Genomic DNA, 24,909 nt, shown 5'->3' with positions numbered 1-24,909 from the left:
CGAGGAGTCCCGGATGCCCGCCGAGCACATCCACACCGACCCGACCATCCCCGCGCCCGCCCCCGAAGGCGAGTGGCTGCGGATCTCCGCCGCGATGACCGCCGAGATCGCCACCATCTCCGGATGTAAGGACCTGGTCGTCACCTGCGCCCCCGGCGCCGGCCGAGGTGCCCCCGGGGTGCACATCCCCTCCCTCGCCGCGATCGAGATCGACGCCGCCATCCTCCCCGCAGGCATGGACCCCACCACCGTGGAAGGCACCGCCACGGACGCACGGCGCTACCCCGCCCTGTGGGGAGTACTCACCCACGAAGGCGCCCACGCCGCCCACACCCACTGGGACTCTCCGACCACCATGAGCAGCCGCGCGGGACGGGCCGCGATGCTCCTCGAGGAGGCGAGGATCGAGGCCGCGCACACCGGCCGGCGCCCCACCCACCGCCGCTGGCTGCGCGCCAGCGCCAAGACCCTCATCCTCCCGACATTCCTGCCCGACCCCGACGACGAGGCGGCGGGGGGAGCACTCCCACCCGTACCGGCACCGCCCGCCAGTACCCCGGTCCCACCCGCGCCCACCCCGGCGCCACCGGTCCCGATGACCCGCGCCGCCGCCGCCCGCGCCGCCGCCCTCCTCCTCGCCCGCGCCGACGCCGGGATCCTCGGCCCCACCGAGACAGCCCCCGTCGAGACGGTGTGCGCGGCGATCCTCGGCGCGGATGACCTCGCCGCACTGCGCCGTATCTGGCAGGCCGCCACCGCCACCGCCGACGACGACACCGCCACGATGCTGCGTCTCGGCGAGCAGTGGGCCGACCTCGTCGGCGACGACGAGGAAGAGACCGACCGCGTGCTCGCCGGCGCCGGCACCGGGACCGGTCCGGCCCTTGACGGCGCGACACCCCTCGGGGAAGCGATCGCCGAGGCGCTCGACGCGATCACCGCCGACACGCACGGGCACTCCCTCGACGGGGAGACCCGCACCGCCGGCACCCGCCCGGCGACCCGCGTCGAACGCACCGCAGCGGGCACCCTGGCCCGTGCCCTGCGCCGCGCCGCCGTCCCCGAACGCGTCCCGGTCACCGTCACCTCCGCGACCCCACCGGGCCGGCTGAGGATGCGCGGCGCGCTCGCCGCCGACGCCCAACGCGCCGCAGGCGCCCTCCCGACCGCAAGGCCGTTCACCCGCACCCGCCACAAGAAGATCCCGAACCCTCCGCTACGGCTGGGTATCGCGGTCGATGTCTCCGGGTCCATGCGCACGTTCGCGAAACCGGCCGCCTCGACCGCGTGGATCACCGCGACGGCCGCCGCCGCCGTGCCCGGCACCCACACCCAGACGGTGATCTTCGGACGGCATGTCCGGGCCCTGAGCCATCCCGGGGCCGCCCCGCAGAAAGTCACCAAGTTCGAGGCGAACGACGGCACCGAGGTCTTCACCGAAGCGGTCGACCTGCTCACCGCCAGCCTCGGCCTCGACCGCCCCGGCGGTGCCATCCGGCTGCTCGTCGTCATCTCCGACGGGAAGTTCCTCACCACCGAGAAGGAGCAGGGCGAGGCCAGGCTGCGCCGGCTCGCCTCCAGCGGCTGCCACCTGCTGTGGATCACCCCCAGCAAGACGAACAGCCCGATCCCACCCGCGCCCGGGATCACCCTCGACACCCCCACGACCACCGCCACCGCGATCGCCGACGCCGCGCTGCGCGCCCTGCGCCCGTCCTGACCCGCCTCCGGGCGCGGCCCCACCCCCCAGGGCCGCGCCCACCCACCCCATCCCGCGTGTCTCTTCCCCGGAGGTCTCCATGGACCTGATCAGCGGTTTCGTGCGTATCCGCCCCCACGCCCGGCCCGGCGACCCCGCCCCGGTGGCCGACCTGGTCGTGCCGTTCCTCCGCGGAGGCTGCCCGGAGGTCTTCCCCGGCTGGCCGGCCTCCGAAGGGGTCTACGACGGTCCCCACTCCGCCACCGTCTGCCCGGCCTGTCTCCCGCAGCGACGCCTCACCGCGGACATCGAGGAGCCGTACCTCTACACCCACCCCCACACTCGCACCCACGCCCCCTACGAACCGCTGACCTACCTGGTCGGCTCCACCCCCGCCCACGGAGTGGACCTCGACCTGGTCACCGTCCTGGACGAGGCGGGTTTCACCCGGGCCGGCTGGCTGCCCCTGCCCGGTCTGGAGGACACCTACGTGTGGGACCACCCGGTTGACCACACGCGGGTGATCCTGCACGCCACCGGCCTGGAGTTCCACCTGCACCACCGGCACACCGGCCAGCGGTTCCACACCCGGCTCGGACCCCGCTTCGGCCCCATGCAGCTCCGTGAGGTGCTCGCCGAAGGCGGCTACCAGACCGGTGAGAAGGACCCCGACAGCACACCAGGCGCCACCGGCACCGGGCCACACCCCGCGCTGCCAGCCGGCGGACGACTCCTGACTCCCACCGAAGCCGCCCATCTGATCACGACCGGCGACCACCCCGGCGCGGCCCAGGGATCCCTCGCCTTCAACGCGGCGCTCATCGAGGCCCTGCACACCGGACGGATCGTCGCCGCGTGCATGCCTGACGGCACCCTCACCTTCACCCACGGCCACCTCGGCTGACTGCCAGCGCCCCGGCCCGGGGCCCGCCGGCATCCGCGCCCCGGGCCACCCACCACCCCCGAGGACGGCAATCCGGTTCCCGCCCAGGCCGTCACCCTCACCAACCCGAGCGACACCGCCACGCCATCGCCAAGGCCGCGCTGCGCGCCCTCACCCCCAGCCACCCCGCCGGGTGCGGCCCCCACCGTGCGGGGCCGCGCCACCCCACCTACCCGCCACCGATCCGTGAGGTGACCAGCCATGACCCACCCGAGCGCCCCCCACGACCCGACCCCGACCGGCCGCCTGAAGGCCTACACAGTGATCGGCCTCATCGACAACGAGGACGACAGCAGGACGTTGTACGTCGCGGCGATCCTCACCGGCGCTCACACACCGGCCGGCACCATCAGCCCCGACAACGACTACACCCGTTGGATCAGCGTGGTCGAGGCCACCGACCCCGACCACGCCAAGGAACTCGCGGCCGCGGCCTGGCGCGTGAAGGCCGAGGAAGAGCTCCAGGCCGAGAGGGAGGCATTCGCCGCCTCCGGGTTCGGCGGTGCCGACGACTGACCAGCACCCCCCACCCACCCACCTGCCGGGCCCGGCCCGGCAGGCACCCCCCGCCCGTCGCAGGACCCGCCTCACCCGCCACCTGCGGGAGACCGGCCCTCACCGCCACGCCAAGCCCTGCGGCCCTTTCCCCACCCAGCCCCACACCAACGCCGCAGGACCCGCACCTCACCCCCGAAGAAGCCGCCCACCTGATCGACCACGGAGCCCACCCGACGCCATACGGGGATCCCTGCTCCTGGACGCGGCCTTCTACCAGGCCCTCTGTGACAGGTGGTCACCGTCCGTCGCAGCCCCGACGGCGGCCTCCTCCTCGCGCTCCACACCCACCTCTGACCAACCCGTCCCCGCCCCGCGCCACCCCTCCACCACGACCCACGCCTTTCAGGGAGCACCGATGAACCAGCCCCCCGCGCACCCCCGCACCGACGACGCGACACCCACCGCCGCGCACACGCCGGCGCCCCCGCAGTCCCCGGACGGCCGGGACCAGCTCGGTCCCGTCGAGGCCATCGCCCTCCACTCCGGTGACCTCTACCGCGACACCGACCCCGACCGGCGAGCCCGTGACCACGCCCGACACGGCACCGACCTGTGGGTCGTCCTGGATCCCCTCGACCTCACCGCCCTCGACCGCGACGAGGAACCCCTCCTGCACGTCCGCGCGGCCGGCGGCCCCCACCGCGCCTCATGGCAGTTCTTCGGCCCCGAGGACACGGTGGACCGCGTCGGCGTCCTCCAACACGAGTCCTCCGGGCGCGTCGGGCGCGGTTACGAACTGACCTGGGTCTACCGGATGCCCCAGCACACGGTCCGGGTCCGGGTCTTCCGGGTCCACGACCGCTACGAGGACCACCAGCACACCTCGTCCGCCACCGCGCAGATCCTCACTCCCACCGGCTGGGCCGAGCTTCTGACCCATCCGGCGGACCACTGGCCACCCGGGGGCGGTTATGTCCTCGACGAGGCCTCCCTCCTCCCGCTGGCCGGACGGCTGATCGCTGACACCCATCGTGTCCTCACCCCCCTCACACCGCCGGCGCCCCGCGACCCGGTGGGCGACGTGGGCCCGGTGTCCGCGTCCGGCGGTGATCGCGCCGAGCGCCGGTCCGGCGCACGTGCCGCCCGTGGCCTGCGCCGGATCCCGCGAGCGCGCTGACCCCCCGCAGGTGACCGGCGTGCGGCGCCTTCCCCGACCGCGCCCGTCGGCCGGCCGCCGGTCACCCCGGAGGGAGCCCGCTGCTCACCGGCCCGGCCGGGCAGTGGGCACCGACCGGGACCCGCCAGCCCCACCGACATTCGTTCCTCGCCCTTGCCAGGAGGCAGACCGTGAGACCGCGACGCAGGCCGCACAGGCACCCCACCACCCGCACGGCCCACCCGGACCCGGCCACGTCGGATACCCCGGAGCCGCGTGAACGCGCACGCGAGGTGTTCCTCGACGCCCGGGACGCGCTACGCGCCGTCCTGGAAGACGAGATCGAGGCCGGGACACGCGCCACCTGCCCCGCCGCGACACACCTCGACGTCGAGACCTACCACGACGAACTCGACGAACCCCGCGGACGCCTTCTCCGCGTCCACACGGACACCGGGCCCGCGGACGACCACCTCGGCACCCTCGCCGAGACCCTCGCCGACCTGCTCGACGAGTGGGCGACCGTCGCCAACGCCGACAGCGAGATCGTGTTCCGTCCGCTCGACGGCCCCCGCTCTCCGTCCTCCTGACAACACCAGACCCGCACCGGCCCGCGAGAATCCACCGGCCATCTTTCCCCCGCCACACCCCCTCGTGCGCGCACCCTTCCTCACCTCCGGCCCATCGGCACCTGCCCGGGCGGCGACCACCGGCCCGCCGTTCTTGACCCCTCCGGTGCACAGAAAACCTGCCGGCTCACAGCCGGAACATCCCAGGGTTTCTCTTTTCGGTCGCGCCACACCCCGAGTTTCCCGTTCCCAGCCGGCGCGACGGCGGAAGCCCCCGACGCGTTCTCCCCTCCTTTCCCTTTTCCCACCTGGGATCACCGTCCCGTTGTGGAGGAGATATCCATGCACACAGCCCGCGCGGAAGACCCGGAGACCGAGACCCTCGTTCTCGGCGGGGTCGCGCTGACCATCGACCGGTCCACGGCCCGCCCGCGCACGAGCGGGGCTTCGAGGTCCTCGCGGACCTCACCACCGCCGACGGCCGCGACGCCGGCACCCTTTTCCGGATCCACCCCGGACGCATACCGGCGCGGCTCGGCGCGGACCTTCGACTGCACCGGCTGTCACCCACCGACCGGGAGCAGGTCCACCTGTTGTTCCCGCTGTCCCGGTTCCGTGTCGAGGTGGAAAGCCTCGGCGCCTACCGGATCCGGGACCACGGCACACCCACCCGGGACCGGGCCTGGACGGACTGCTCCCTCTACACCGGCGACCCGCCGAAGTCCTGGGCAGCGGCCTGGGCCGACTGCGCCCGCCTCAACACCGGCGACCTCGCCGCGGACCCGGACTGGTACCAGCCCGACACCGGCGCACCCTCGGGGCGCCCCACGGAGGAAGAGCACTAAGCACGGCCCTCGCCCCCGGCCGGGACGCGGCTCCCGCGACGCCGTCCGGCCCGCCTGCCACACACCCCGCACCCCGACCACCCGGCACCCCCGCACCGGCCCCGGTTCGGCCGCCGGCTCCGGCTTCGACGCACGGGTGACGCCGGCCGTCACACCGGGGCGCGGGGGCCGCCGTCACCCGCGCCCCCGGCCACACCGGCCACACCGGTTCCGCACGGACGGGCTGCCCCGACACCGGCGGCACGAGCCACCCACCCGCTCCCACACCACGGAGGAAGCCCCATGTACCCGCCCGATCTGCTGGCAGAAGTCCACGGCGACGAAGACCTGGCCGCCGCCGTGGTCGACTACGCCGACGTACGGCAGAACCTGCTGGACCTGGTAAGCACCCGCGCGATCCCCGCGCTGAACACCTGCCTGCAGGGTATCCACGACGACGGCGACAGCTACGTGGACTCCGACGACCTTGCCGTGCTCCTGGGCGAGGTGACGGATCTCCTCCGCCGGCGCGAACAGCTCCTCGACCATCTCCGCACCGAGGGCATCACCATCGCCGACGCCCGGGAAGCCGTGACGGATAACGGCCACCTGCCCGCCCAACGGCTTCCACCAGCGGCCCCCTCGACCGGTGAAGATCGGCGGCCACGCCGCGCGGTACCGGCGGGGACCTGAACCAGCGCCCCTCCGATACATCCTCGACCCGCCTCACGCAGGCGAAGAAAAAGCCGCCGCGGGCAAGGTTAAAGAATCCTCGAACGTGAGCTTTCCCCATTCCCGACGTGTGATGCGGAATTGTTTACCGCGCCGGGATGGCGAGCTACGATTCCACCGCACGCCACGATCCCCGTTTCAATCCGACGAGCGTGGCGCACATCCACCAATGATTCCCGGCGCACGCCGGGCCGGAAAACCCCACCGTGAAACGGAGTTCCCCATGCATGTTTCCGATGTCACCGACCGTGTCCTGACCCACCTACGCGAGGCCGGTGACTACCCGACCAACCCGAACCTGAACGCGGCCTGTGTCGTTGCGTTCTTCCCCGGCGGATGCCCGGACAGCGCCCCCGAGGGCTGGCCGCACGACACCGTCGACTACGAAGACCCCCACGCGACGACGATCTGCCCCGGCTGCCTCGACTCGTGGCGTGAGGACCACCTCGTGTCCGCACCGGTCACGGTGCCCGCCGGCACGCCGCTGACCCTGCGGTTCCCGTGGGTCGCAGCCCAGCTGGCACCCACCACGCCCGGGGACGGATCCCCGGCCGACACCGACCCGGTGCCGGCCGACACGTCCGCCTGACCGCCCCTACCCCCGCCCGATCCGCATCGTCCTGAAAGGCGTTGGAATGCCTGTCCCGCCCGAGGAGCGCCGCGCCCGCGCCGCGCTGACCCTGTTCCCCCTCGACAAGGCCCGTGACGCCGCTGTGCACACCGGCGGCGCCGAGGCCGTATGGGCGTCCCTGTCCGCCGGGTCGGACCTCGACCCCGACGGGCTGATCGCCACCCACACCGCCCGGGGATGGCGGCTGCTGTGCCCTGGGGACGACGAATGGCCGCCGACCCTCACCCCGGCGCAGGGTATGCCGATCGGCCTGTGGGCGCGCGGTGACGGCCACCTCGCCGACCTCATGGCCCGTTCCGTCGCGGTCGCCGGCACCCGCAGGCCGAGCCCGCACCGAGCCCACCTCACCGGCCAGCTCGCGCAGGGGCTCGTCACGGCCACCCCCACGGTCACCGTGATCGCGACCGTGGGGGTGGGTGTCGGGGTGCAGGCCCTGACCGCCGCCGTGACCCACGGGCCGACCGTGGCCGTCCTGACGGCGACGTCGCTTTCCCGCCATCCCGAGCTGTTGGAGATGGTCACGGTCCACGGCGTCCAGCTGAGCGACGCCCCGCCGTTGGGGCCCTCCGTGCGCGACGCACCGAGCCGTCGCACTGCTCTGCGCACGGCGCTCCTCGCGGCGCTGTCGTCGGCGTTGCTGGTCGTCGAGACGGAAACGTCAGGCCCGCTGATGGAAACCGCGCGGGCCGCCCGCCGTCGGGGCCGCACGGTGCTGGCGGTGCCCCCCGAGACCGACGCCGAGCCCGTCGGCGGCTGTCACCAGCTCCTCCGCGGCGCCGTCGCCGTGCCGGTCATGACGGTCGCCGATATCACCGGCCATCTGCCCGCGGTCTGACGCGGTCGCGTCCGCGCCCGGGGCCGGGGCCGGTGGTCGAGAACCTTGTCGTAGGTCAGCCGCCAGGTCTCTCCTTCCAGGTCCCAGTGGGGGATGGTCAGGGAGCGGGTGTTGACGCGTAGGACCCGGTGCCATCCGCCGAACGCCGCCTTCACCTCATCCCCAGGGTGGAAGTCCTCCGGCCGCCACACCTTCACCTCGGCCGCCTCCTGCTCGGCGACATACCGGGTCCAGTAGTCGATCCGCGCGGCCCGTTGGGTCATGTTCGCCTCGAGACGGGCCTTCCAGCCGGGATGTGGCGCCGGCCCTCCGCCGGCGGCCCGGTTCTCGGCGGCCCGCAGGGCGCGGGTGTCCGCGCGCTGTTCGGCTTCGAGGGTGGTCAGGCGGCGCAGGGCGGCGGGGACGTCGAGGCGGCTGCGCGCGTGGCGGGTCGCGGCGGCGGCCTTGCCGGCGTGGTAGCCGGCGATCGCGGTGGCCTGCGTGGCGGCATCGTCGTGCCGGTCGGCGCGGGCCAGATCACGGCGATGCCCGGGTGCGGAGCGGTGACCGGGCAGGACCGGCCGCCCCAGCGGGATCGCGCCGCGCAGGGCGTCGGCGGCGTCGCGGCGGGCGTCCGCGCGGCCCGCCGCCCGGCCGGCGGCATCGGTGTGGTGGGCGGCACGGTCCAGCGCCCGCCCGATCCGGGCCGCCGCGAGCGCGGCGATCGATCCGGTCCCGGACGGTGATTCATGTCACTGGTGATGGTTGGCGGATTCGGCTGGCCGGGTTCCGTCGGATCGAGGTACAGCTGATTGCGTACCCGGAAAACCGCATCCGCAACAGGGGCGGTGGAAACGCTCGGCGGGAAAAGGTTAGCTACCGATCCGCCGAGCTTGATATGTCCGGCCCCTGGAATGCGGCTATCGATGGCCGCGTCGACGTGATGCGTTTTCCGAAGCCTGCCGTAAATAGCGAGTTCCCCGGGGGCGAAACCTCGCCCTTGGCCTGCGATGGAAGGATTGCTATGGCTATGTTGCCGAAACCGGCTCCTGTCACCGTGCCGGAGGTGCTGCGTCGAGCGACGGGGCCGATGGATCTCGGTGAGTTGGCGTGGTGGACCGGGCTGCGTTCCCCGGAGCTCGTCGAGAGCTTGCTCGCCTACCTGGAGGCCGGTGAGGTGATCGGGGCGGGCGACGGTCCCGAGCCGCGGTGGACCGTGCCGGACCATCCTGCCGCAGTAGCAGGCGGGTCGGTTGTCGTCGCCCATCCCGGATGGGGTACCCCGCCCACGCCCCTGGCAACGGTCCTGTCCGATCGTGGCACGGTCGGCGTGCGACCGGGACCCGACTATGACGGCGCGGCCACGGTGATCCTGACGGTCAACGCGCCGTGGATGGGTGGTCTTGCTTGTCTACGCCTCACGGATGAGGAGGCGCGGCGGTTGGTGAGGATGCTCACCGAGGCCGCGACGCCCGTGGATGGATCCCGCCCGGCCGGTACCGACCCCGTGCCGGCCGACACGTCCGCCTGACCCTGCCCGACCGGCGGTGAGCCCCCCCGGGGATCACCGCCCCCCGGGGGGGGCTCACCTGTTCGGCCCCGCGCCTCGCGGTGAAGATCGGTAGCCACACCGCCCGGTTTCGGAAGGGGACCTGAAGCAGTTCATCTTCCGGAATCGTCCTCGCGCACCTTCACGCAGGTGAAGAAAAAGCTGCCGCAGGCAAGGTTGAAGAACCCTCGAATGCGGACTTTCCATAATTGTCGGCGTGTGATGCGGAATTGTTTACCGCGCCGGGACGGCGAGCTACGATTCCACCGCGCGCCGCGACACCACATTCGTTCGATACACGCGGCCCGCATTCCGATGATTCCGCCTCCGGCGTTCGCCCGGGGCGCCGGAACCCGCCATCACCGTGAAACGGAGTTCCCGATGCATGGTTCCGAGGCCACCGACCGTGTCCTCGTCGTGTTGCGTGAGGCCGCCGAGCATCCCGACAACGAGGCCCTCGATGCCGATCTGATCCCGTACTTCCCCGGCGGCTGCCCGGACACCGCGCCCGACGGCTGGCCGCACGGCACCGTCGACTACGGGGCGCCTCACGCGATCACTGTCTGCCCCCGCTGCGTCGAGTCATGGCGTGTCGACCACCGCGTCTCCCAGCCGTTCCCGGTCCCGGCCGGCACGCCACTGATCCTGCTGTTCCCGTGGGCAGCGGCCCAGCCGGTGGCCGCCACCTCCGACGGCGGATCCCGCCCCGCCAACCCCGGCCCGGCACCGGTCGATACCTCCGCCTGACCGCCTTCACCCGCCCGAGGTGCCCGGTGACACACCGCGCGCCCCTGGGGCGGGCACCGGCCCCGCCCGATCCGCGTTCTCGTGAAAGGTCCCGTGCATGCCTGTCCCGACCGGGGAGCGCCGCGCCCGCGCCGCGCTGACCCAGCTTCCCCCCGACCCCGACCGCACCTCCGCCGTCCACACCGACGGCGCCGAGGCCGTGTGGGCGTCCCTGCACGCCGACGTGGACCTCGACCCCGACGGGCTGCTCGCCACCCACACCGTCCGGGGATGGCGACTGCTGTGTCCCGGGGACGACGAATGGCCGACCACCCTGACGCCGACGGACCGGACACCGATCGGCATGTGGGTGCACGGTGAGGGCCACCTCGGCGACCTGACGGCCCGGTCGGTCACCCTTACCGGCACCCGGAGCCCCAGCCCCCACGGCGCGGACCACGCCGAGCGTCTCGCCGTCGGGCTCGTCACCGCCGCACCGCCGGTCACCGTGACCGGTGTCGTGTCGATGGGGATCGGGCTGCGCGCGGTGACGAGCGCCGCGCCCCACGGTCCCACCATCGCCCTGCTCGCCTCGCCGACACCGGCGGCCCTCACCCGCTACCGCGGCCTGTTCACCACGGTCGCCGCCCGAGGTGTCGTCCTCGCCACCGCCCCGCCGCTCGCCGCCGCCGACCCCGACGCCGGGGGCTACTACCGCCGGTGCGAGGCACGGACGGCCCTGCTGGCGACGATGACCCCGGCGTTGTTCGTCGTCGAGTCCGAGACGGCCGGGCAGGCGATGACGCTGGCCCGGACCGCCCACGACTGGGGCCGGCTCGTCATGGCCCTCCCGCCCGCCCAACGGCTGACCGTCCACGGCCACGGGGGATGCCACCAGCTTCTGCGCGGGGGCCTCGCCGTTCCCGCCGTCACCGTGGACGACATCACCGCCCGGCTCCCCACCGGATAGCCCGGGTCCTGCCCGCCTCCGCGCCACGCGCGATGGCCCGCCACCCCCGAACGCGGGGGGTGTCGGGCCATCGCGCGTCAGGGTGTCAGCGCCGGGGCCGGTGGTCGAGGACCTTGTCGTAGGTCAGCCGCCAGGTCTCGCCTTCCAGGTCCCAGTGGGGGATGGTCAGGGAGCGGGTGTTGACGCGCAGGACCCGGTGCCACCCGCCGAACGCCGCCTTCACCTCGTCCCCGGCCTGGAAGTCAGCGGGCCGCCAGATCTTCACTCCGGCGGCTTCCTGTTCGGCGACGTACCGGGTCCAGTAGTCGATCTCGGCTGCCCGCTGGGTCATGTTCGCCTCGAGACGGGCCTTCCAGCCGGGATGTGGCGCCGGCCCTCCGCCGGCGGCCCGGTTCTCGGCGGCCCGCAGGGCGCGGGTGTCCGCGCGCTGTTCGGCTTCGAGGGTGGTCAGGCGGCGCAGGGCGGCGGGGACGTCGTGGCGGCTGTGCGCGTGGCGGGTCGCGGCGGCGGCCTTGTCGGTGTGGTAGCCGGCGCTGGAGGTGGCCTGCGCGGCGGCGTCGTCGTGGCGGTCGGCGCGGGCCAGGTCACGGCGATGCCCGGGTGCGGAGTGGTGGCCGGGCAGGACCGGCTGGCCCAGCGGGATCGCGCCGCGCAGGGCGTCGGCGGCGTCGCGGCGGGCGTCCGCGCGGCGGGTCGCCCGGCCGGCGGCGTCGGTGTGGTGGGCGGCGCGGTCTTCGGCTCGCTCGATCCGGGCCGTCTCGAGCGCGGCGATGTCGGTGAGGGGGCTGTCGTCGATGCTGATCGTGACGGGGTAGCCGACGGAGCGGAGCGCGTCGGCGAGTTCGTCGATGCGGAAGGTGTCCGCGGCCCGGCCTCGGCTGTGACGCCGGTACCAGGAGCCGTCCTCCCCGATGAGGCCGGACCAGCGGACCCGATGCCGGGTGAAGATCGGCGCGAGGATCGCCCGGTCCGCCCGTGAGGTGCCTTCGATCAAGGTGCCGGTGTCGCGGCTGTGGCGGATCGTGAGCGCCGCGTGGTGGGTGCTCTCCGAGGAAACGGGTGTGGATTGCGTGCTCGGCCTCCGGGTCGTTGCCTGGTGGGTCAGGGACGCGCACGCACGGTCCGCGTGCTGGGATGGGGCGGGCCTGTGCCTGACCCGCGTGGGGGCCGCCGGGACGCGGTGCCCCCACGCGGGTCGGGCATGTTGGTGGCGGTCGTGGCGGGGTGGGCGAGGCCGCCGCGCGGCAGGTCCTGGGCGCTGGTGACGTTCCCGGGGCGCACGGGGTCGGGGAGGGCGACGGCGAGGCGGCCGAGAGTGCCGGCGGCCCGTCGCGGCGGCGCCGCCGGCTGCGCCGGGGGCGGATGCGCACTGACAGCGGGGCCGGCGGAAGGCCGGCCCTGTGGTCAGGTGCGGTCGAGGTGGGCGCGGATGTCGTCGGGGCCGGTCACCATCCGCGCGGTGCCTTCGGCCAGCAAGCGGTGCGGGCCTTCGGAGAGCGCGGCGGTGATCGGGCCGGGTACCGCCATCACCCGGCGCCTGTACCGCCACGCGGTACAGGCGGTCTCCCACGCCCCGCCGTGCGCAGGGGACTCGACCAGGACCGTGCCCCGGGTCAGGACCGCGAGAGTCCGCGCGCGGGCGAGAGCGTGCAGGCCGTGCCGTGCGGTGCCGGGCGCGGTCACGCAGACCACCAGCCCGCCCCGGGTGGTGATCTCCTCGAACAGGTCCTCGTTCTACCCGGTGAGTTCGCTGGTGGTGGCGAGCACGGCGATCGCGGTACCGGTCGCGGCGGCGGCGCGCAACGCGGCGGCATCGGCCCCGTCGCCCGTCCCGGCGGCGGCGATGGTGACCGGCCGGTCCACCCACCGGGGCGCCAGCGCGGCGGCGAGGTCGGCGGCGACCTGGGTCCCGTACCCGGTGCTCGTCCGGTTGCCGGTGATCGTGACGGATCGGTCCGCGAGTACGGAGAGGTCCCCGAAGCCGCGGACCCACAACCCGACCGGTCCCGGTCGCAGATCGCGGGTCAGGGCGGCGGGCCACTGCGGATCGCCGGGAAGGAGGAACCACCAGCCGTCGGTGGCGGCGTCCTCGAGCAGCCGCCGAGGGTCGACTCGCGGATAGGTCGGTGCGAGATCCGCCCACAGATCCACGGGATGTCTCCAGCGCAGGTCCTCGGCCCACAGGTCGACGGGCACAGCGGTGAGCGCGGCGGCGGCGTCCCGGCGTGCGTCCGCGGACGGTGGGGTCTCGATCGTCACGGCGAGCTCCTTCACGGTCGGGAAAGGGGGTGGGATCGGCAGGCGGGCTGACCGCCGAGGGGGCGTGGCCTACGGGCGAGCGCCCCCACGACACGCGGGCTGGCCGGGCCTGCCCCGCGATCGCGGCCAGCGCTGGCGCGGTGCGGGGCCCTCGGGGTCGTGATCTCCCGCGCTCCGCGGGCCTCGGCCAGGTCGAGGCCGGCGTGCACGGGCACCGGGGAGGTCAGGTCTGGGGCAGGTGGGCGGTGATGTCGGCGGCCGTGGTGACGCAACGGGCGGTGCCGTCGCGTAGGAGGACGTGCGGGCCGGCGCTCGCCGGTGCGGTGATCGGCCCGGGGACGGCGAGTACCGGCCTGCGGCGCCGATAGCGGGCCGTGTAGGCGACGGACAGCGCGTCGTCGTCGCCGGGGCCGGCCTCGACGAGGACGACGGCGTGGGCGAGAGTCGCGAGCAGATCGATCCGGGCCGTGACATGGCCGGGGGTGGGGTACGCGCCGGGCGCGGCGGCGCTGACGACCGCACCGGCGGAGGCGACCGCGGTGAGCAGCTCGTACTGGTGGAACAGGTCGGTGTTGGTGTCGAGGACCGCGACCACACCCGCCCCGGGCCGGTGCGCGGCGGCGGTGAGGGCCGCGCCGTCGGCGCCATCACCACCGCCGTGGGCGACGACCGTGACCGGTACCCGCGCCGAAGAGCCGGTCAGGTCGGTGGCCAACGTGGCGGCGACGGCCCGGCCGTAGGCGCTGCCCGCGCGGGCACCGGTGAGCGTCACCGCCCGGACCAGCAGCGCCGCCGGATCCCCGCCGCCCAGGGCCCACAGGCCCAGCGGCCCGCCGGTCCCATCGAGGGTCGCGGGCCAGTCGGGGTCGCCGGGGATGATCAGCCGCCACCCGTCGGCGGTGTCAGGATCCAGCAGCCGTCCGGGGTCGACGCCGGGATACCGGCCGGCGATCATCTCCCATACCGCGACCGGTCCGTGGCGGTGGATCCGCCGGGTGCGGGCACGGTCGGGTGGCAGGTAGGTCAACGCGGCGCGGGCACGACGCTCCGCGTCGCGCGCAGACTCAGCCATGACGAAGCTCCCCTCCTCTGAGGACAGGCCGGATCGGTGAAAGGCCTGGTGCCGCAGGTCCGGGGGCGGGAACGGCACACACCCCCGGGCCTGCGGTGGGAGGTCAGGTCTGGTCGAGGACGGCGCGGACGTCGTCCGCGCCGGTGACCGGCCACGCGGTGCCCTCGGCGAGCAGGGCACGCGGTCCGGCGCCGAGCGCCGGGGCCGGGCCGGCGATGACCAGGACGGGGCGGCCGAGTGTCTGGGCGGCCCGTGCGGTGTCGAACGCGGCGCCCCGCGCCTCGGACTCGACGAGGACCGTCGCGGCGGACAGGGCCGCGAGAAGCCGGACGCGGGCGTGCGCGTGACCGATGGTCGGCAGGACACCGGGCGGGGCCAGGCACAGGACCATCCCGCCGTCGGTGACACGGTCGAGGTGAGCCTGGTGGCGCCGGGTGATCCCTCGGGTGGAGGACAGGACCGCGACGGCGCGGCGGTGCGTGGCGGCGACCCGCAGCGCGGTGACGTCGACGCCGCTCCCAAGCCCGGTGCTGGCCACGGTGACCGGGTCGACGGTCGGGCCGGTCAGGTCCCTGACCAGGTCACCGGTGACACGTTCGGCGTGTGCGGAGGCGATGAGCCCACCGACCACGGTCACGCAGCGGCGGGCCGCCACCGGCGGGCCGGTGCCGCCCCGCGCCCACAGCCCCACCGGCCCGACCGTTGCGTGGTCGAGGGCGGACGGCCATCCGGGATCCCCGGGGATCAGTAGCCGCCAGCCCTGCGCATCCGCCTCGTCGAGCAGACGCGCCGGGTCGACGGTCCGGTGGTGCGGGGCGAGGCACGCCCAGACCTCGGCGAGATCGGTCCGTGCCGGGCTGTCGGTCAAGGGGATGGCCGAGGACAGGGCGGTCAGGGCGGCGCGGGCGAGCCGCTGATTCTCATCGGGCATGGCCAGGACCTTTCGACGAGAGCCGACGGGAAGAGCTGCGGTGGCGGTCATCGGGGGCGCGGGACCCGCCACGGCGGCGGGCCGTCCGGGCCGGGGCGCAGGAGCCGGCCGAGAGCGTCGTGCAACGCCCGGGTCTCGGGACGTCGGGCGAGGTCCGGGAGCTCGAGAGCGGCGGCGGCGAGCAACGTCGTGAGCGCGCCCTCGATCGCGTCGACCTCGACCGCCGCGTCGGCGAGCGGTATCCGGGGCACCCACCCGGCGGCGGCGGGCATGCTGTCCCCGCCGGGGGGTGTGAGGAGCAGGACGGCTGGACGGTGAGGGTGGGCGGGGGTGCCGGCGAAGCCGGTACCGGCCGGGACGGTGAGCAGGCCGTGCACGATCGCGTCGCGTGGCGCGCCCGGCCACACGGTGACGGTGAACGTGCCGTCCGGGTTCAGCCGAGAGCCGACCCGGCCCTCCGAGGAACTGGTCATGGGAATCCCTTCGCGGTGGGAAACGGGAGGACCCGGGGCGGCGGGCGGCGTTCCCGCCGCCCGCCGGGTAGGGGGCTCAGGTACCGGCGCCGGCGGCGAGGGCGAGTCCGGCGGGGGTGATCTGGAAGCGTTTCGGCCGGCCCGGGACGAGGCGGACCTCGCCGCGGCCGGTCATCGCGTCGCAGGAGGCGTTGATCGCCCCGGAGGAGCGGTCCGGGATTTCACGGCTGAGTTCGGTCACGCTCATCGCGACGTCGGCGTTCGTCGCCAGCACCGTCCGGACCATCGCGGTGAGCGCCCCGGCCTGCAGCCGGGGCTGCCCGTCGGCGTTCGTCGTGCGCTTCGCGACCGCGGCCGGGGGCTTCGGGGCGCGGCGCCGTGCCGGCCGGGGCGGGGGTGCCACACCGGCCCGTACCGGGCAGTGCGCCGCCGGGCAGGACCACGCCGCACACCCCGCCCCGCCCGCCTGGACACCCGCCGGAACCGGAACCGGCGCCGGGGTGGGGTCGGGGGCCGGCGCGCTGGGGGTCGGCCCGTCCCCGGGCGCGGTTGCGGTGCCCTCGCCGGATGTCGCCTCGACGAACGGCGAGGGTGGCGTGGTGGGATCCGCGCCGGTCTCTGATCCGCGTGCGGCCTCCGTCGGCGTCGGCGATACGGCGGCGAGATCCTCACCCGCGCCGGCTGGGGGGTTCTGAACCGGCGGGTGCACGCTGGGGACGTCGGGCGGTGTCTCGGTGCCCGCCTCGGCGCTGATGACCCCGTCGATGTCGGTGGGGGGCGTCGCGGGCGGTTCCTGCGAGGGCGGGTCGGCCTCGCCCTCGGCAGCGAGGCCCTCCTGCGTCGTCGCGGTCGCGGTGTCCGCGGCGCCCGCCGAGGCGGCCGGGTCCTCCGCCGTGTCGCCGGCCCGTACCGGGGCGGTTTCCCGCTCGGCTTCTGCCGGGCGCTCCACGATCACCTCGGCGTCGGCGGCCTGGGCATGGCCGGTGGGAGCGGCGGACGGCGCGGAAACGGCGTCCGATGGTGCGACGGTCTCCAGGTCGGGGGCGGTCTCCAGGTCCAGCGAGGTGTCCGGCGCGGCGCCGGTCTCGGTGATCAGCGGCCGGCCACCGTCGTCCTGGGTGTCCCCGTCGGCGGGCGTGTCGGTGTCGGCCGGTGGCCCGGTGGGCGTGGTGACGTCGGGTGCCGGCGCGTCGCCCGGGGTGGGAATCAGGGCCCACTGCGACGGCTGCCCCCGGACCCCGGCCCGTCGCGACGTCATGAGCTGGCCGGTGTCCACCATCCGGTCCAGCACCGGCCGCAACTGCCCGACCATCATTCCGGCCGCGACCCGGATCTCCGCCAGGGTCGCGGGCCCCTGGTGATTCCGCAGGATTTCCAGGACACGCGCGATGTCGGCGTCGGCTGATTCGTTCTCGTCGACCATTGTTCACAACCCCCATTTGTGGGTGCGGTTTGTGGGTACGTGAACAGCTGTATCTCGATTCGATCGCGTTCAGCCAGCCATATCCGCCGGCCATGGCCAGTGACATGGATCACTGCCTGGGGAATGCGCGGAACCGTTGCTGAACCAAATCTGATCAAGTTACGGTTCCTGGCGTTCCGGGATTTCCGCCACACCAGGCGTGTAGGCCACCCGGACGCGTTTCCCCTCATCCCCCCGCGTGACGTGGGCGCCCGCGTGCCCCTTCACGCCCCGCACAGAAACGGCAGCCCATGAACCAGCGTGTGAACACCCGGACGGATCCACCGGTGGATTCGCCTTTCGACCTGGCCGCTTTCCTTATCGGCCACGGATTCTGGCAGGTCAGAACCGGGCCGGACCTGTACCGGCATGGCCGGGTCGAGGTCGAGAACACGGCCGGGCATCTGCATGTACGCCGCCACACCGCACCGGGAGGTGAGCTCGAGTGGGCGTGCACCTTCGGCCCCGGCACACCCGCCGCGCTGATCCGCATGGGAGTCCTCGCCGCGTTCGCACCGCTCCCGGTCACACCAGATGACGGCGGGGACTGGTCCGTCTGGGCCGCCACGCCGATCCGTATCGCGCCGAGCTGTCGTACGGACCGCCGGCGCCACCCGCTGGCTGCAGATCCAGGCTGGCCCTACGTCCGCGCACGCCCCGGCGCCACCCCGCCCCACCGGCGGGGCCGCCCCGCCGCCCCACTCCCATGATCACCGCCCTGGTGATCCCGAGGACTCGACCCTCCGACGCGCCGGCTCCGACTCGACCCCACCGACATTCCCGGCATGGAAAAGCTTCGGAGGGATCCTGCGTCCGGTGAGTGTCACCGACCCGGAAAGCAGCCTGTACCTTCCCGAGGAGAATCCCCGTTTCCCCGGGCCGTGCAATATGCGCGCGACCGCGCTCGCCGCGTTCCACACCCGCCCGCTTCGGATACCACGGCCCATTCTTCGGGGCGATGCTTTCCTCGCCGGCCCCACGACCATCGAGGGACGGGACACCGACGCCCCCGAAGAACTGATCCGCCTTCTCGAACACCGCGAGTTCCTCGTCCAGACGAAACAACCCGGCGCCCGCAGATGGTCTCAGGGCCGTCGCTACGTCGGTTTCGAGCATGCCTACGCCCACACCTGGAACAGGATGCGACGGATACCGGACGAGGACATGCCCCTCATCCGCATCGTCGGCGCTCCACCCGCGACGTCGAACAGAAAGGGAAACCGGTCATGATCCGAGTGTTGACGGTGCCCGCCGACCCTGAGGCCCCGCACGCCCTCATCCAGATGAGTCCGACGGACCTGCGCGGATTCCAAACCCTCGTCGGCGGTTCGATCGAACGCGTCGACCTCGCCGACGTCGGGTCGCTGTGGGCGAACGAAGACGGCCTCAGGCTGTGCCTGGGGCTGAACGAGCGCGCGACCGCGCTCGCCGCGTTCCACGCGCCCCGGTTCGGCTGGGATCTGCAGATCGTCGGTGACACCTACGTCACCGGGCCCGTCGACGCCGACGGACTGGACACTGACGTCCCCGACACTCTCGTCGGCCTCCTCACCGCCGAACAGGTCCGGCTCGAGGTGCGGCGCAGCGGCGGGGACTGGGCGGACAACGGCACCCATCCCGGGCTGCTCGCCGCCTACGCCGCTGTCTGGGAGAAGGTCGGCCTCCTGGCCGACTTCAAGCCCGGGAGCCGCTTCGCGGTCCGCGCGCTCCCCGTCGGCACCGCCGCCGGGGAGCCTACGGCCGGTTCCGTCACCGACGGGGAGGCGGTGTGGACCGTCTGGGGCGACCGCGTCGACCCCTACGCCGTCCGCCAGACCCGCCAGCAGGCACAGGCCGCCGTCGACAAGGCAGCCGCCGAGGGCGATGCCGGGGTGTACGCCGCGCACCCCGACGGCACCACCCTCACACCCACGCCCACCCGCTAATCCAGACCGGCCGGCGGCCCGCTCTCCCCGAGGGCCGCCGGCCCCCACCCCGACCGCACCGCGGACAGAGAAGCCGGGTCATGAAGATGCTCGGCCGTAAGGACTACTTCATCCGCACGTTTGGCGGGCAGTCCTGCTGCCGGCCTGGCTGCTGTTCGGAGACCGCCCGTCAGGGCCGGGACGGGTACAAGCGGCACGTCAAACGGGCGGAGCAGGCCGACGTCGCCAGGGAGGTCGCGCCGGGATCGCAACCGCACCGCCGAGGGCCGTGGCTGCGCGCGCTGCGGGTACTGGCCCGAGCCCGGCCAGTCCCTCGCTGACCTGCACCCTGGCCTCGCCGCCCAGCTCGACCCCACCCTGAACGGGGACCTCACCGGCGCCGAGCTGCGTCCCCGGTCCAACCGGCGGGTCTGGTGGCGCTGCCCCCACGACCACACCTGGCAGGCACCTGTCACCCGCCGCGGCACCGGATATCCCCACTGCCGCCAGACCCGCCCGCGCGAGGACCTTTCACCGGAAACGGTCCCGGCCGGGCGGACGGCTGGCAGCCGACCGCACCCCGCCCTATGATCATCGGTGTGGAGGACGGGTGGGGCGCGGACGTCGCCGCGCTGACGCGCTGGCTCGAGAACAGCGCGGGCACCGCGCCAGCGGAGCGGACGCGGGTGTGCGTGGCGGTGGCCGCCGGGCTGTTCGCCGCGGGTCTGACCCGGCCCCCGTTCCCCGTCGACGCCGGGGAACCGTGGCTGTCGTGCGCCCGCGCGTTCTGGGCGTTGCGGATCCAGGCGGAGCCCGGGGTCGCGACGGCGGTGGCGTGTGCCCGCTGGCTGCGCGACGACTCCGGCCTCCCCGCCGAGCGGAGGTCGGTGATCGCGTGGGAGTGGTCCTTCGGGTTCGGTGTCGAGGCCCGCGCGTCGGTGGAGTCCGACCACGACCTCACCGCGGCAGCTGGCGCCCTGACCGGTAGGGACACCTCCGAGGTGTACGCCTTCGCCGCCGTCTTTCACGCCGCGAAGCTTTACGGGAACCTGCGGTTCGACGAGCTGGGCTGCTTCCTGGAGGGGTCGGCGCTGGTCCTCGGGGCCGGGGAGGGGTTCCAGGGCGGTGCGCTGGTCACCGCTCTGCGGGGCTTCGCTGCCCGCGGAGACCGCCGCCACACCGCCGCGTACGCCGACGGTCTGCTCGACCGGGCGTGGGCCGCCGATCCCGGGTCCCGGCTGGTGGTCGAGGTGTGCCTGCACGCGCTGGCCCTCGCCGCCCCCGGGCACGGCGTCGGGGAGCGGCTGTGCGCCCGTGCGTGGGAAGCGGTCACCACCTGGCCTGACGATCATGTGCTGTGGGGGCGGCTCGCGGCCGGGCAGCGCCTGTGTGGCCGCGCGGCCGAGGCGCGGGTGAGTATCGACACGGCGCTGCGCTATCTGCTGGACGCCGGGGAGTGGGACAGCCCTGCCAGGACGGTGTACCTGCGGGAACGAGACCTGATCGGGAGCATGCCGCACCCCGACGCCGGGGACGTCGACGTTCCCGAGCCCAGACCGGTGCACACCGATCTGCCAGGCGTGGCGGTGCCACGCCTGGCTTTCCTGGCCATGTTTCTCGTGGGAGGGCTTGTGGTGCTGGTCGCGGCCGGCACCACGGCGGCGGATGCCTCGTGGCGGACCCGGTTGGGCCAGGAGGCGCTGCTCGGCGTGAGCCTTCTCGCGCTGGCCGCCGGAGTCTGCGCCGCCCTGCGCCTGCTCCTGCGCCGGTGGGAGAGGACCGGATAGCACCGGGCTGCCGAGAGGGGGTCATGGCCGGTGCGATGGGGCCGGTGCGCGGGCTGGCAGCGGCTGGTTCCCGGTGCGCGGTGGGACCGCGATGCGGCCGGGGGGCCCGGTGGGCGGGTCGGGTCGGTGTGCCTGTGCTGGGGGCTGTGCGGGTGGTGGGGGTGTGGGGGTGTGGGGCAGGTAGCCGGCGGTCGCGGCGGCGGCGCCGAGCTGGAAGCGGGTGCTGACCCCGAAGCGGTGGCACAGTTCGGCGACGTCGCGCTTCACCGTCCGTTCCGACACCCCGAGTTCCCGGGCGGCGCGCACGTCATCGAGGCCCCGTCCGAGCAGGATGAGCAGTGCGCGTTGCCGCCGCATCGCGGCGGGTTCCTGGGCGCCGGCAGGGTGGCGTTGGACGGGGATCGCGGCCTCGATGCGGGTGACCATGTCGGTGACGGCGCGCACGAGGGTGGGTGCGACGGCGACGAGGCCGCCTTCGTCGAGGTCGTCGTCGCGGACCGGGATGAGGGCTGCGGTGGTGTCCCAGACGATGGTGCGCATCGGTAGGGCCGGGGCGAGGCGTAGGACTCCCATGGGGGGTAGGCGCCGGCCGGGGGTGCGTCGTTGCGCGGCGCTGAGCGCGGGTGGTGTCCAGACGCTGCTGATCTGGACTCCGCGGGCGGCGGCGGGCACGAGCAGGTCGGGCACGTTGCCGCCGAGGCCGGGGGGTGGCGGGCCGGTCTGGAGGAACCGCATCCGGGTGCTGGCCTGGGTGGTGAGCTCGGCCATCTTGTGGAAGATCTCGTCGCGGGCGAGGAACTGGACTCCGGCGGTGGTGCCGGTGCGTCGGCGGCCGGCGATGTAGTCCCCGAACATGCCCGACCGGTAGAGCTGGGCTTTCTGGTCGTCCATGCGGGCGCGTTCGGCGCTGAGTGCGGCCTCGCGTTGTGCGTGGCGGGCCTGCAGGACCTTGATCGGGTCTTGGGGTTCCCACTGGCGGCCGACCTGGCGGAGCAGGCCGGCGTCGACGAGCCGGCCGATTTCCGCCTCGACGATGGGTTCGGGCTTTCGGAGCCATTCGGCGAGCAGGTCGATGTCGCAGTAGGGGTGGCGCGCGACGGTGCGCCATACCTTTTCGGAGAAATCGTCCAGCTTGATCCCGAAATCCAGCTCGGAGATTCTCACACGACCTCTATTCTTGCTTTCAAGCAAAGGTAAGGGCAGGGTTCACGCACCTCCTGGAGGCGAACGTGGGGGTCACGGGCGGGGCAGGCCGTCACCATGCGGGTGCGGCGAGCACGCGCACGGCGACCGTAGCGCATCGGAGGGGTGCCGATCTGTGACATTGAGACCGATACCACCGGTTTCGCGCTCCGTGTATGACCTGGTCGGCGCCGTAGTTGTTACCGCCGGCCTTCTGATACGTGTCTGATCCGAGTCCGATCGTGACCACCACGCCCGGCGCACATCGCCGAAGACGGTGAGGAATCGTTGCTGTCCAACGCCCGGCGCGCCGATGGACAGGACGGGCTACCGCCCGCCGTGTGAGCGGACCGGGCCGGTCGGACGCTTCCGTGGGCTCCTGGTGGGCGACTGCGGCGGGCCTGTGACGTGCGCGGTGACGAGACTCGCTGTACCTGGGGGCAGGGAGGCCGGCCGCCTCGGAGATCGGGTGCCAGGCACCGTGACCCTCCATCGGTGGGCCGCGGGTTCTCGGCCCTGAACCGGCCTCACGCGGATTTCCGAGAGAGGAGAAGACGACCGTGGAACGGTGCGGAAATAAGACATGAAGAAGCCGCTGTCACGTCCGGGAAATGACTCGCGCGACAAGGGAAAATGTTCCACGGAAAGGTGCGGAAACCTCGCGGGAAATCGTCGTGGATGCGCCTTTCGATGGGTGGGCGGCGCGGGCGATGATCTGGCCGGGGCGCCTGTCAGGTGCTGGGGCGGTCGGGGTGGCGGATGGCGGGGCGGACGATGCGCCGGGGCCCGGTCGTGGCAGGGGCTGGGGTGGGGCGTGGGGTGCGGGTGAGGTGGGCGAGCAGGGCCTGGGTCTCGGGGGTGGGGTCGACGTCGAGGCCGTGGGCGTCGAGGGCGTCGCGCAGCCGCTGGTAGGTGCGGCGTACCGCGTCGACGCGTCCCCGGGCGGCGTGCAGGCTCATCACGTGCCGGTAGAGGTCCTCGACCGTCGGGGTGAGGGCGAGGGCCTGCTCGAGGTAGGCCAGGGCCCGGTCGGGGTGGTCGTCGGCGAGCAGGTCGGCGAGGTCGGCGAGCGTGTCGACCGCGCGGTGTTCCAGGTCCGCGACGATCGGGGCGGACCAGTCGTAGGCGGTATCGCCGAGAGGCGTGGCGGTGGCGAGGGCGACGGCCCGGGTGAGCGCGAGGACACGGGCGGGGTCGTCGGGGGCGTGTCCGGCGGCGTGCAGCGCCGCGTCGAACTCCCACACGTCGACGTCGACCACGGCCGGGTTGAGGCGGTAGCCCGCTTTGCTGTTGAGGATCGGGGTGAGGGTCGGGTCGCCGGTGGCGGTGCGCAGGGTGTCGCGCAGCGCGGCGACGGCGCGGTAGGCCTGGTTGCGGGCGCGGGTCGGGTCCTGGTCGGGCAGGAGGTCGGCGGCGAGTCGGTCGCCGGTGACGCCGCTGGGGTGGACGGCGAGATGTGCGGCGATTTCCAGGCTGAGGGTCCGTAGTCCGCCGACCAGCGGCGTGCCGTCGAGGTGGACGGCGGGCCGGCCGAAGAGCATCAGCCGCACCCGCGGGCCCGGCCGGTCCAGGTGGCCGGGCTGGCCCGCGGGTTCGTCGACGGTGCTGGTGGTGGGCGGGTCGTCGGCTGGCGGTTCGGCGGGGACGGGTGGCGGTCCCGGGTCGGGGGGCGGCGGCGTGCCCGTCGGGGGCGCGGGGAGGGCCTCGACCATCGGGTTGGGGGCGGCTGTCTCGGTAGGGGGCGGGGAGTCGGTGGTGGGGGTGGGCTGGTCGGCAGCGTCCGCGAGGAGGCGCAGAAGGTCACGGGTCTGGGCGGGAGTGAGATGCCAGGGCGGTGCCGGCTGACCATCGCCGGCCGGGCCGCCGGTCGGGTCGAGGGTGAGCAGATAGAGGCCGACGCGTGCCCCGGCGTGGGCGAGGGCGCCGAGCCGGCCGTCGTCGGCGCTCGCCACGGTGGCCACGAGCAGGACGGTGGGGATCATCTCGTCGGGCAGGCCGGCGCGTAGCTCCTCCAGGCTCGCCGCGGTGGTGTCCTCGGCGAGCCGGGCGCGGCGCAGTGCCTCACGGTCGGCGAGGTCGAGGGCGTTTTGCGTGGTGGCGGTGATGGTGACCTGTGGGAGAACGTCGAGGACGGCGTGCGGCAGGTCGAGCCGGTCGGCCAGACCGCTCGGGATGATCAGCCGGGAGGGCCAGGCCGTGTGGTCGCTGTGGTGGGCGGCGAGGACGTGCACCAGCAGCGCGCGGGCAGCGGCGGGTGCGCCGGGGCCGTGCAGGTCGAGCCGTCCGGTGCGCAGCAGCTCCGCGAGAGGCTCGTCCAGGTCCCCCGCCTCGGCGGGGCCGGGAATCGCGTCGGCGGGGCGGGGCGTCGGCGACGGGCCGGCGGGCATCTGTCGCGGCGGGTCGTGCCGTTCGGATGCCGGTACGGGGTCGGGGTCGCTGCCGGGTTCGGGGTCCTGCGGACCCTGCCCGTCGTCGTTTCCGTCGCCGTCGTCGGGGTTGTCGGTGTCGTCGGTGGGTGGGCGGCTGGCGCGCAGGATCTCGCGCACGACCAGGGGTAGGGGCGGGTCGGTCGGGACGGGCTGCCCGGGTGGGGTCGGGACACGGCGGCGGCGGGAGCGCAGGAGCCGGGCGGCGACCACGGCGGCGGCGAGTGCGGCGATGAGGCTGAGCGGGAGGACCGCGCCCGAGGGCAGTCGGACCGGCCGATCCTGACCCGGTGGGGCCGGGT

General features: G+C 73.9%; 27 protein-coding genes and 2 pseudogenes. 18 read left to right on the top strand and 11 right to left on the bottom strand.

The features are described 5' to 3' along the window. Positions 1-13: 13 nt before the first annotated feature. The 5 genes from ACG83_RS47705 (at position 14) to ACG83_RS40765 (ending at position 4,886) form a co-directional block, all read left to right on the top strand. Positions 14-1,720, top strand: a complete 1,707-nt coding sequence (locus ACG83_RS47705) for a VWA domain-containing protein (protein ID WP_054571598.1) — start codon at positions 14-16, stop codon at positions 1,718-1,720. A gap of 79 nt (positions 1,721-1,799) precedes the next feature. After that, positions 1,800-2,603: a hypothetical protein gene (locus tag ACG83_RS40780; RefSeq protein ID WP_054571597.1), complete on the top strand. Its 804-nt coding sequence runs from the start codon at positions 1,800-1,802 to the stop codon at positions 2,601-2,603. A gap of 240 nt (positions 2,604-2,843) precedes the next feature. Further along, the gene (locus ACG83_RS40775; RefSeq protein WP_054571596.1) at positions 2,844-3,158 is read left to right on the top strand and encodes a hypothetical protein; all 315 of its coding nucleotides are present in this window, start codon (positions 2,844-2,846) and stop codon (positions 3,156-3,158) included. A gap of 397 nt (positions 3,159-3,555) precedes the next feature. Continuing rightward, positions 3,556-4,317 (top strand): hypothetical protein, encoded by a 762-nt coding sequence (locus ACG83_RS40770; RefSeq protein ID WP_054571595.1) that lies wholly within the window; start codon positions 3,556-3,558, stop codon positions 4,315-4,317. A gap of 170 nt (positions 4,318-4,487) precedes the next feature. After that, positions 4,488-4,886, top strand: coding sequence for a hypothetical protein (locus tag ACG83_RS40765; protein ID WP_193209795.1), 399 nt, complete (start codon positions 4,488-4,490; stop codon positions 4,884-4,886). Between the two features lie 293 nt (positions 4,887-5,179). On the opposite strand, the gene ACG83_RS40760 is transcribed toward ACG83_RS40765, so the two are convergent. Next, entirely contained in the window at positions 5,180-5,422 is a 243-nt protein-coding gene (locus ACG83_RS40760) for a hypothetical protein (RefSeq protein WP_054571594.1), read from the bottom strand. Between the two features lie 36 nt (positions 5,423-5,458). Between ACG83_RS40760 and ACG83_RS45120 the strand changes: the two genes are divergently transcribed. The 4 genes from ACG83_RS45120 (at position 5,459) to ACG83_RS40740 (ending at position 7,887) form a co-directional block, all read left to right on the top strand. Beyond that, positions 5,459-5,710 (top strand): hypothetical protein, encoded by a 252-nt coding sequence (locus tag ACG83_RS45120; protein WP_054571593.1) that lies wholly within the window; start codon positions 5,459-5,461, stop codon positions 5,708-5,710. A 282-nt stretch (positions 5,711-5,992) separates the two neighbouring features. Continuing rightward, positions 5,993-6,382, top strand: a complete 390-nt coding sequence (locus tag ACG83_RS40750; protein WP_054571592.1) for a hypothetical protein — start codon at positions 5,993-5,995, stop codon at positions 6,380-6,382. 262 nt (positions 6,383-6,644) lie between these two features. Beyond that, a complete protein-coding gene (locus ACG83_RS40745) occupies positions 6,645-7,010 on the top strand; it encodes a hypothetical protein (RefSeq protein ID WP_054571591.1) in 366 nt (121 codons plus the stop codon). Between the two features lie 46 nt (positions 7,011-7,056). Beyond that, complete coding sequence (locus tag ACG83_RS40740) at positions 7,057-7,887, top strand: DNA-processing protein DprA (protein ID WP_054571590.1); 831 nt, start codon at positions 7,057-7,059, stop codon at positions 7,885-7,887. On the opposite strand, the gene ACG83_RS47495 is transcribed toward ACG83_RS40740, so the two are convergent. Continuing rightward, positions 7,809-8,150 (bottom strand): hypothetical protein, encoded by a 342-nt coding sequence (locus ACG83_RS47495; protein ID WP_063793380.1) that lies wholly within the window; start codon positions 8,148-8,150, stop codon positions 7,809-7,811. The two genes, ACG83_RS40740 and ACG83_RS47495, sit on opposite strands and share 79 nt — an antisense overlap. A 126-nt stretch (positions 8,151-8,276) precedes the next feature. Continuing rightward, a pseudogene (locus ACG83_RS47490) lies at positions 8,277-8,555 on the bottom strand (DUF3560 domain-containing protein); the annotation flags it as partial. 53 nt (positions 8,556-8,608) lie between these two features. Here ACG83_RS47490 and ACG83_RS45115 point away from each other — a divergent pair. The 3 genes from ACG83_RS45115 to ACG83_RS40720 all read left to right on the top strand — a co-directional run bounded on the left by ACG83_RS45115 (position 8,609) and on the right by ACG83_RS40720 (position 11,111). Next, positions 8,609-9,397, top strand: a complete 789-nt coding sequence (locus ACG83_RS45115) for a hypothetical protein (RefSeq protein WP_131799641.1) — start codon at positions 8,609-8,611, stop codon at positions 9,395-9,397. 399 nt (positions 9,398-9,796) lie between these two features. After that, positions 9,797-10,162, top strand: a complete 366-nt coding sequence (locus ACG83_RS40725; protein ID WP_054571587.1) for a hypothetical protein — start codon at positions 9,797-9,799, stop codon at positions 10,160-10,162. Between the two features lie 97 nt (positions 10,163-10,259). Beyond that, a complete protein-coding gene (locus ACG83_RS40720) occupies positions 10,260-11,111 on the top strand; it encodes a DNA-processing protein DprA (protein WP_054571586.1) in 852 nt (283 codons plus the stop codon). An 85-nt stretch (positions 11,112-11,196) separates the two neighbouring features. Here ACG83_RS40720 and ACG83_RS40715 read toward each other — a convergent pair whose 3' ends face one another. The 6 genes and pseudogenes from ACG83_RS40715 to ACG83_RS40690 all read right to left on the bottom strand — a co-directional run bounded on the left by ACG83_RS40715 (position 11,197) and on the right by ACG83_RS40690 (position 17,269). Then, positions 11,197-12,105, bottom strand: a complete 909-nt coding sequence (locus ACG83_RS40715) for a DUF3560 domain-containing protein (RefSeq protein ID WP_226931192.1) — start codon at positions 12,103-12,105, stop codon at positions 11,197-11,199. A 410-nt stretch (positions 12,106-12,515) separates the two neighbouring features. Beyond that, positions 12,516-13,262 (bottom strand): annotated as a pseudogene (locus ACG83_RS47485) (DNA-processing protein DprA). 331 nt (positions 13,263-13,593) lie between these two features. Beyond that, entirely contained in the window at positions 13,594-14,442 is an 849-nt protein-coding gene (locus tag ACG83_RS40705) for a DNA-processing protein DprA (protein WP_054571584.1), read from the bottom strand. Positions 14,443-14,545: 103 nt separating this feature from the next. Then, positions 14,546-15,373: a DNA-processing protein DprA gene (locus tag ACG83_RS40700; RefSeq protein WP_054571583.1), complete on the bottom strand. Its 828-nt coding sequence runs from the start codon at positions 15,371-15,373 to the stop codon at positions 14,546-14,548. Between the two features lie 47 nt (positions 15,374-15,420). Further along, the gene (locus ACG83_RS40695) at positions 15,421-15,846 is read right to left on the bottom strand and encodes a hypothetical protein (RefSeq protein WP_054571582.1); all 426 of its coding nucleotides are present in this window, start codon (positions 15,844-15,846) and stop codon (positions 15,421-15,423) included. 76 nt (positions 15,847-15,922) lie between these two features. After that, a complete protein-coding gene (locus ACG83_RS40690; protein WP_054571581.1) occupies positions 15,923-17,269 on the bottom strand; it encodes a hypothetical protein in 1,347 nt (448 codons plus the stop codon). Between the two features lie 326 nt (positions 17,270-17,595). Here ACG83_RS40690 and ACG83_RS40685 point away from each other — a divergent pair, with 326 nt between their 5' ends. The 6 genes from ACG83_RS40685 to ACG83_RS40670 all read left to right on the top strand — a co-directional run bounded on the left by ACG83_RS40685 (position 17,596) and on the right by ACG83_RS40670 (position 20,999). Beyond that, the gene (locus tag ACG83_RS40685) at positions 17,596-18,018 is read left to right on the top strand and encodes a hypothetical protein (RefSeq protein WP_152991669.1); all 423 of its coding nucleotides are present in this window, start codon (positions 17,596-17,598) and stop codon (positions 18,016-18,018) included. Between the two features lie 106 nt (positions 18,019-18,124). After that, a complete protein-coding gene (locus ACG83_RS40680; protein WP_235498520.1) occupies positions 18,125-18,538 on the top strand; it encodes a hypothetical protein in 414 nt (137 codons plus the stop codon). Continuing rightward, positions 18,535-19,233: a DUF3846 domain-containing protein gene (locus ACG83_RS40675; protein WP_054571579.1), complete on the top strand. Its 699-nt coding sequence runs from the start codon at positions 18,535-18,537 to the stop codon at positions 19,231-19,233. Before ACG83_RS40680 ends, ACG83_RS40675 begins: the two co-directional genes overlap by 4 nt. 80 nt (positions 19,234-19,313) lie before the next feature. Continuing rightward, positions 19,314-19,553: a hypothetical protein gene (locus ACG83_RS47480; protein WP_226931193.1), complete on the top strand. Its 240-nt coding sequence runs from the start codon at positions 19,314-19,316 to the stop codon at positions 19,551-19,553. A 1-nt stretch (position 19,554) separates the two neighbouring features. Then, entirely contained in the window at positions 19,555-19,803 is a 249-nt protein-coding gene (locus ACG83_RS48330) for a zinc-ribbon domain-containing protein (protein ID WP_226932681.1), read from the top strand. After that, entirely contained in the window at positions 19,800-20,999 is a 1,200-nt protein-coding gene (locus ACG83_RS40670; RefSeq protein ID WP_054571578.1) for a hypothetical protein, read from the top strand. The genes ACG83_RS48330 and ACG83_RS40670 overlap by 4 nt, the downstream gene beginning before the upstream one ends. 21 nt (positions 21,000-21,020) lie before the next feature. On the opposite strand, the gene ACG83_RS40665 is transcribed toward ACG83_RS40670, so the two are convergent. Both ACG83_RS40665 and ACG83_RS40660 read right to left on the bottom strand, forming a co-directional pair. Continuing rightward, the gene (locus ACG83_RS40665) at positions 21,021-22,163 is read right to left on the bottom strand and encodes a hypothetical protein (RefSeq protein ID WP_235498519.1); all 1,143 of its coding nucleotides are present in this window, start codon (positions 22,161-22,163) and stop codon (positions 21,021-21,023) included. Between the two features lie 749 nt (positions 22,164-22,912). Beyond that, positions 22,913-24,909 (bottom strand): bacterial transcriptional activator domain-containing protein (locus tag ACG83_RS40660; RefSeq protein ID WP_054571577.1); only part of this gene is annotated, 1,997 nt, incomplete at its 5' end.

Source organism: Frankia sp. R43, from assembly GCF_001306465.1.
GTDB classification, from domain to species: domain Bacteria; phylum Actinomycetota; class Actinomycetes; order Frankiales; family Frankiaceae; genus Parafrankia; species Parafrankia irregularis.
The sequence above is the reverse complement of the archived record's forward strand: the minus strand, read 5'-3'. Positions and strand labels throughout refer to the sequence as shown.

What these genes read in the sequence shown, in the direction of transcription:
- ACG83_RS40700 (WP_054571583.1), bottom strand. Translation starts at nt 15,373, where the DNA reads ATGCCCGATGAGAATCAGCGGCTCGCCCGCGCCGCCCTGACCGCCCTG.
- ACG83_RS40750 (WP_054571592.1), top strand. Translation starts at nt 5,993, where the DNA reads ATGTACCCGCCCGATCTGCTGGCAGAAGTCCACGGCGACGAAGACCTG.
- ACG83_RS40745 (WP_054571591.1), top strand. Translation starts at nt 6,645, where the DNA reads ATGCATGTTTCCGATGTCACCGACCGTGTCCTGACCCACCTACGCGAG.
- ACG83_RS40675 (WP_054571579.1), top strand. Translation starts at nt 18,535, where the DNA reads ATGATCCGAGTGTTGACGGTGCCCGCCGACCCTGAGGCCCCGCACGCC.
- ACG83_RS40770 (WP_054571595.1), top strand. Translation starts at nt 3,556, where the DNA reads ATGAACCAGCCCCCCGCGCACCCCCGCACCGACGACGCGACACCCACC.
- ACG83_RS40740 (WP_054571590.1), top strand. Translation starts at nt 7,057, where the DNA reads ATGCCTGTCCCGCCCGAGGAGCGCCGCGCCCGCGCCGCGCTGACCCTG.
- ACG83_RS40690 (WP_054571581.1), bottom strand. Translation starts at nt 17,269, where the DNA reads ATGGTCGACGAGAACGAATCAGCCGACGCCGACATCGCGCGTGTCCTG.
- ACG83_RS40780 (WP_054571597.1), top strand. Translation starts at nt 1,800, where the DNA reads ATGGACCTGATCAGCGGTTTCGTGCGTATCCGCCCCCACGCCCGGCCC.
- ACG83_RS47705 (WP_054571598.1), top strand. Translation starts at nt 14, where the DNA reads ATGCCCGCCGAGCACATCCACACCGACCCGACCATCCCCGCGCCCGCC.
- ACG83_RS40670 (WP_054571578.1), top strand. Translation starts at nt 19,800, where the DNA reads ATGATCATCGGTGTGGAGGACGGGTGGGGCGCGGACGTCGCCGCGCTG.
- ACG83_RS40695 (WP_054571582.1), bottom strand. Translation starts at nt 15,846, where the DNA reads ATGACCAGTTCCTCGGAGGGCCGGGTCGGCTCTCGGCTGAACCCGGAC.
- ACG83_RS47495 (WP_063793380.1), bottom strand. Translation starts at nt 8,150, where the DNA reads ATGACCCAACGGGCCGCGCGGATCGACTACTGGACCCGGTATGTCGCC.
- ACG83_RS40775 (WP_054571596.1), top strand. Translation starts at nt 2,844, where the DNA reads ATGACCCACCCGAGCGCCCCCCACGACCCGACCCCGACCGGCCGCCTG.
- ACG83_RS47480 (WP_226931193.1), top strand. Translation starts at nt 19,314, where the DNA reads ATGAAGATGCTCGGCCGTAAGGACTACTTCATCCGCACGTTTGGCGGG.
- ACG83_RS40725 (WP_054571587.1), top strand. Translation starts at nt 9,797, where the DNA reads ATGCATGGTTCCGAGGCCACCGACCGTGTCCTCGTCGTGTTGCGTGAG.
- ACG83_RS40720 (WP_054571586.1), top strand. Translation starts at nt 10,260, where the DNA reads ATGCCTGTCCCGACCGGGGAGCGCCGCGCCCGCGCCGCGCTGACCCAG.
- ACG83_RS40705 (WP_054571584.1), bottom strand. Translation starts at nt 14,442, where the DNA reads ATGGCTGAGTCTGCGCGCGACGCGGAGCGTCGTGCCCGCGCCGCGTTG.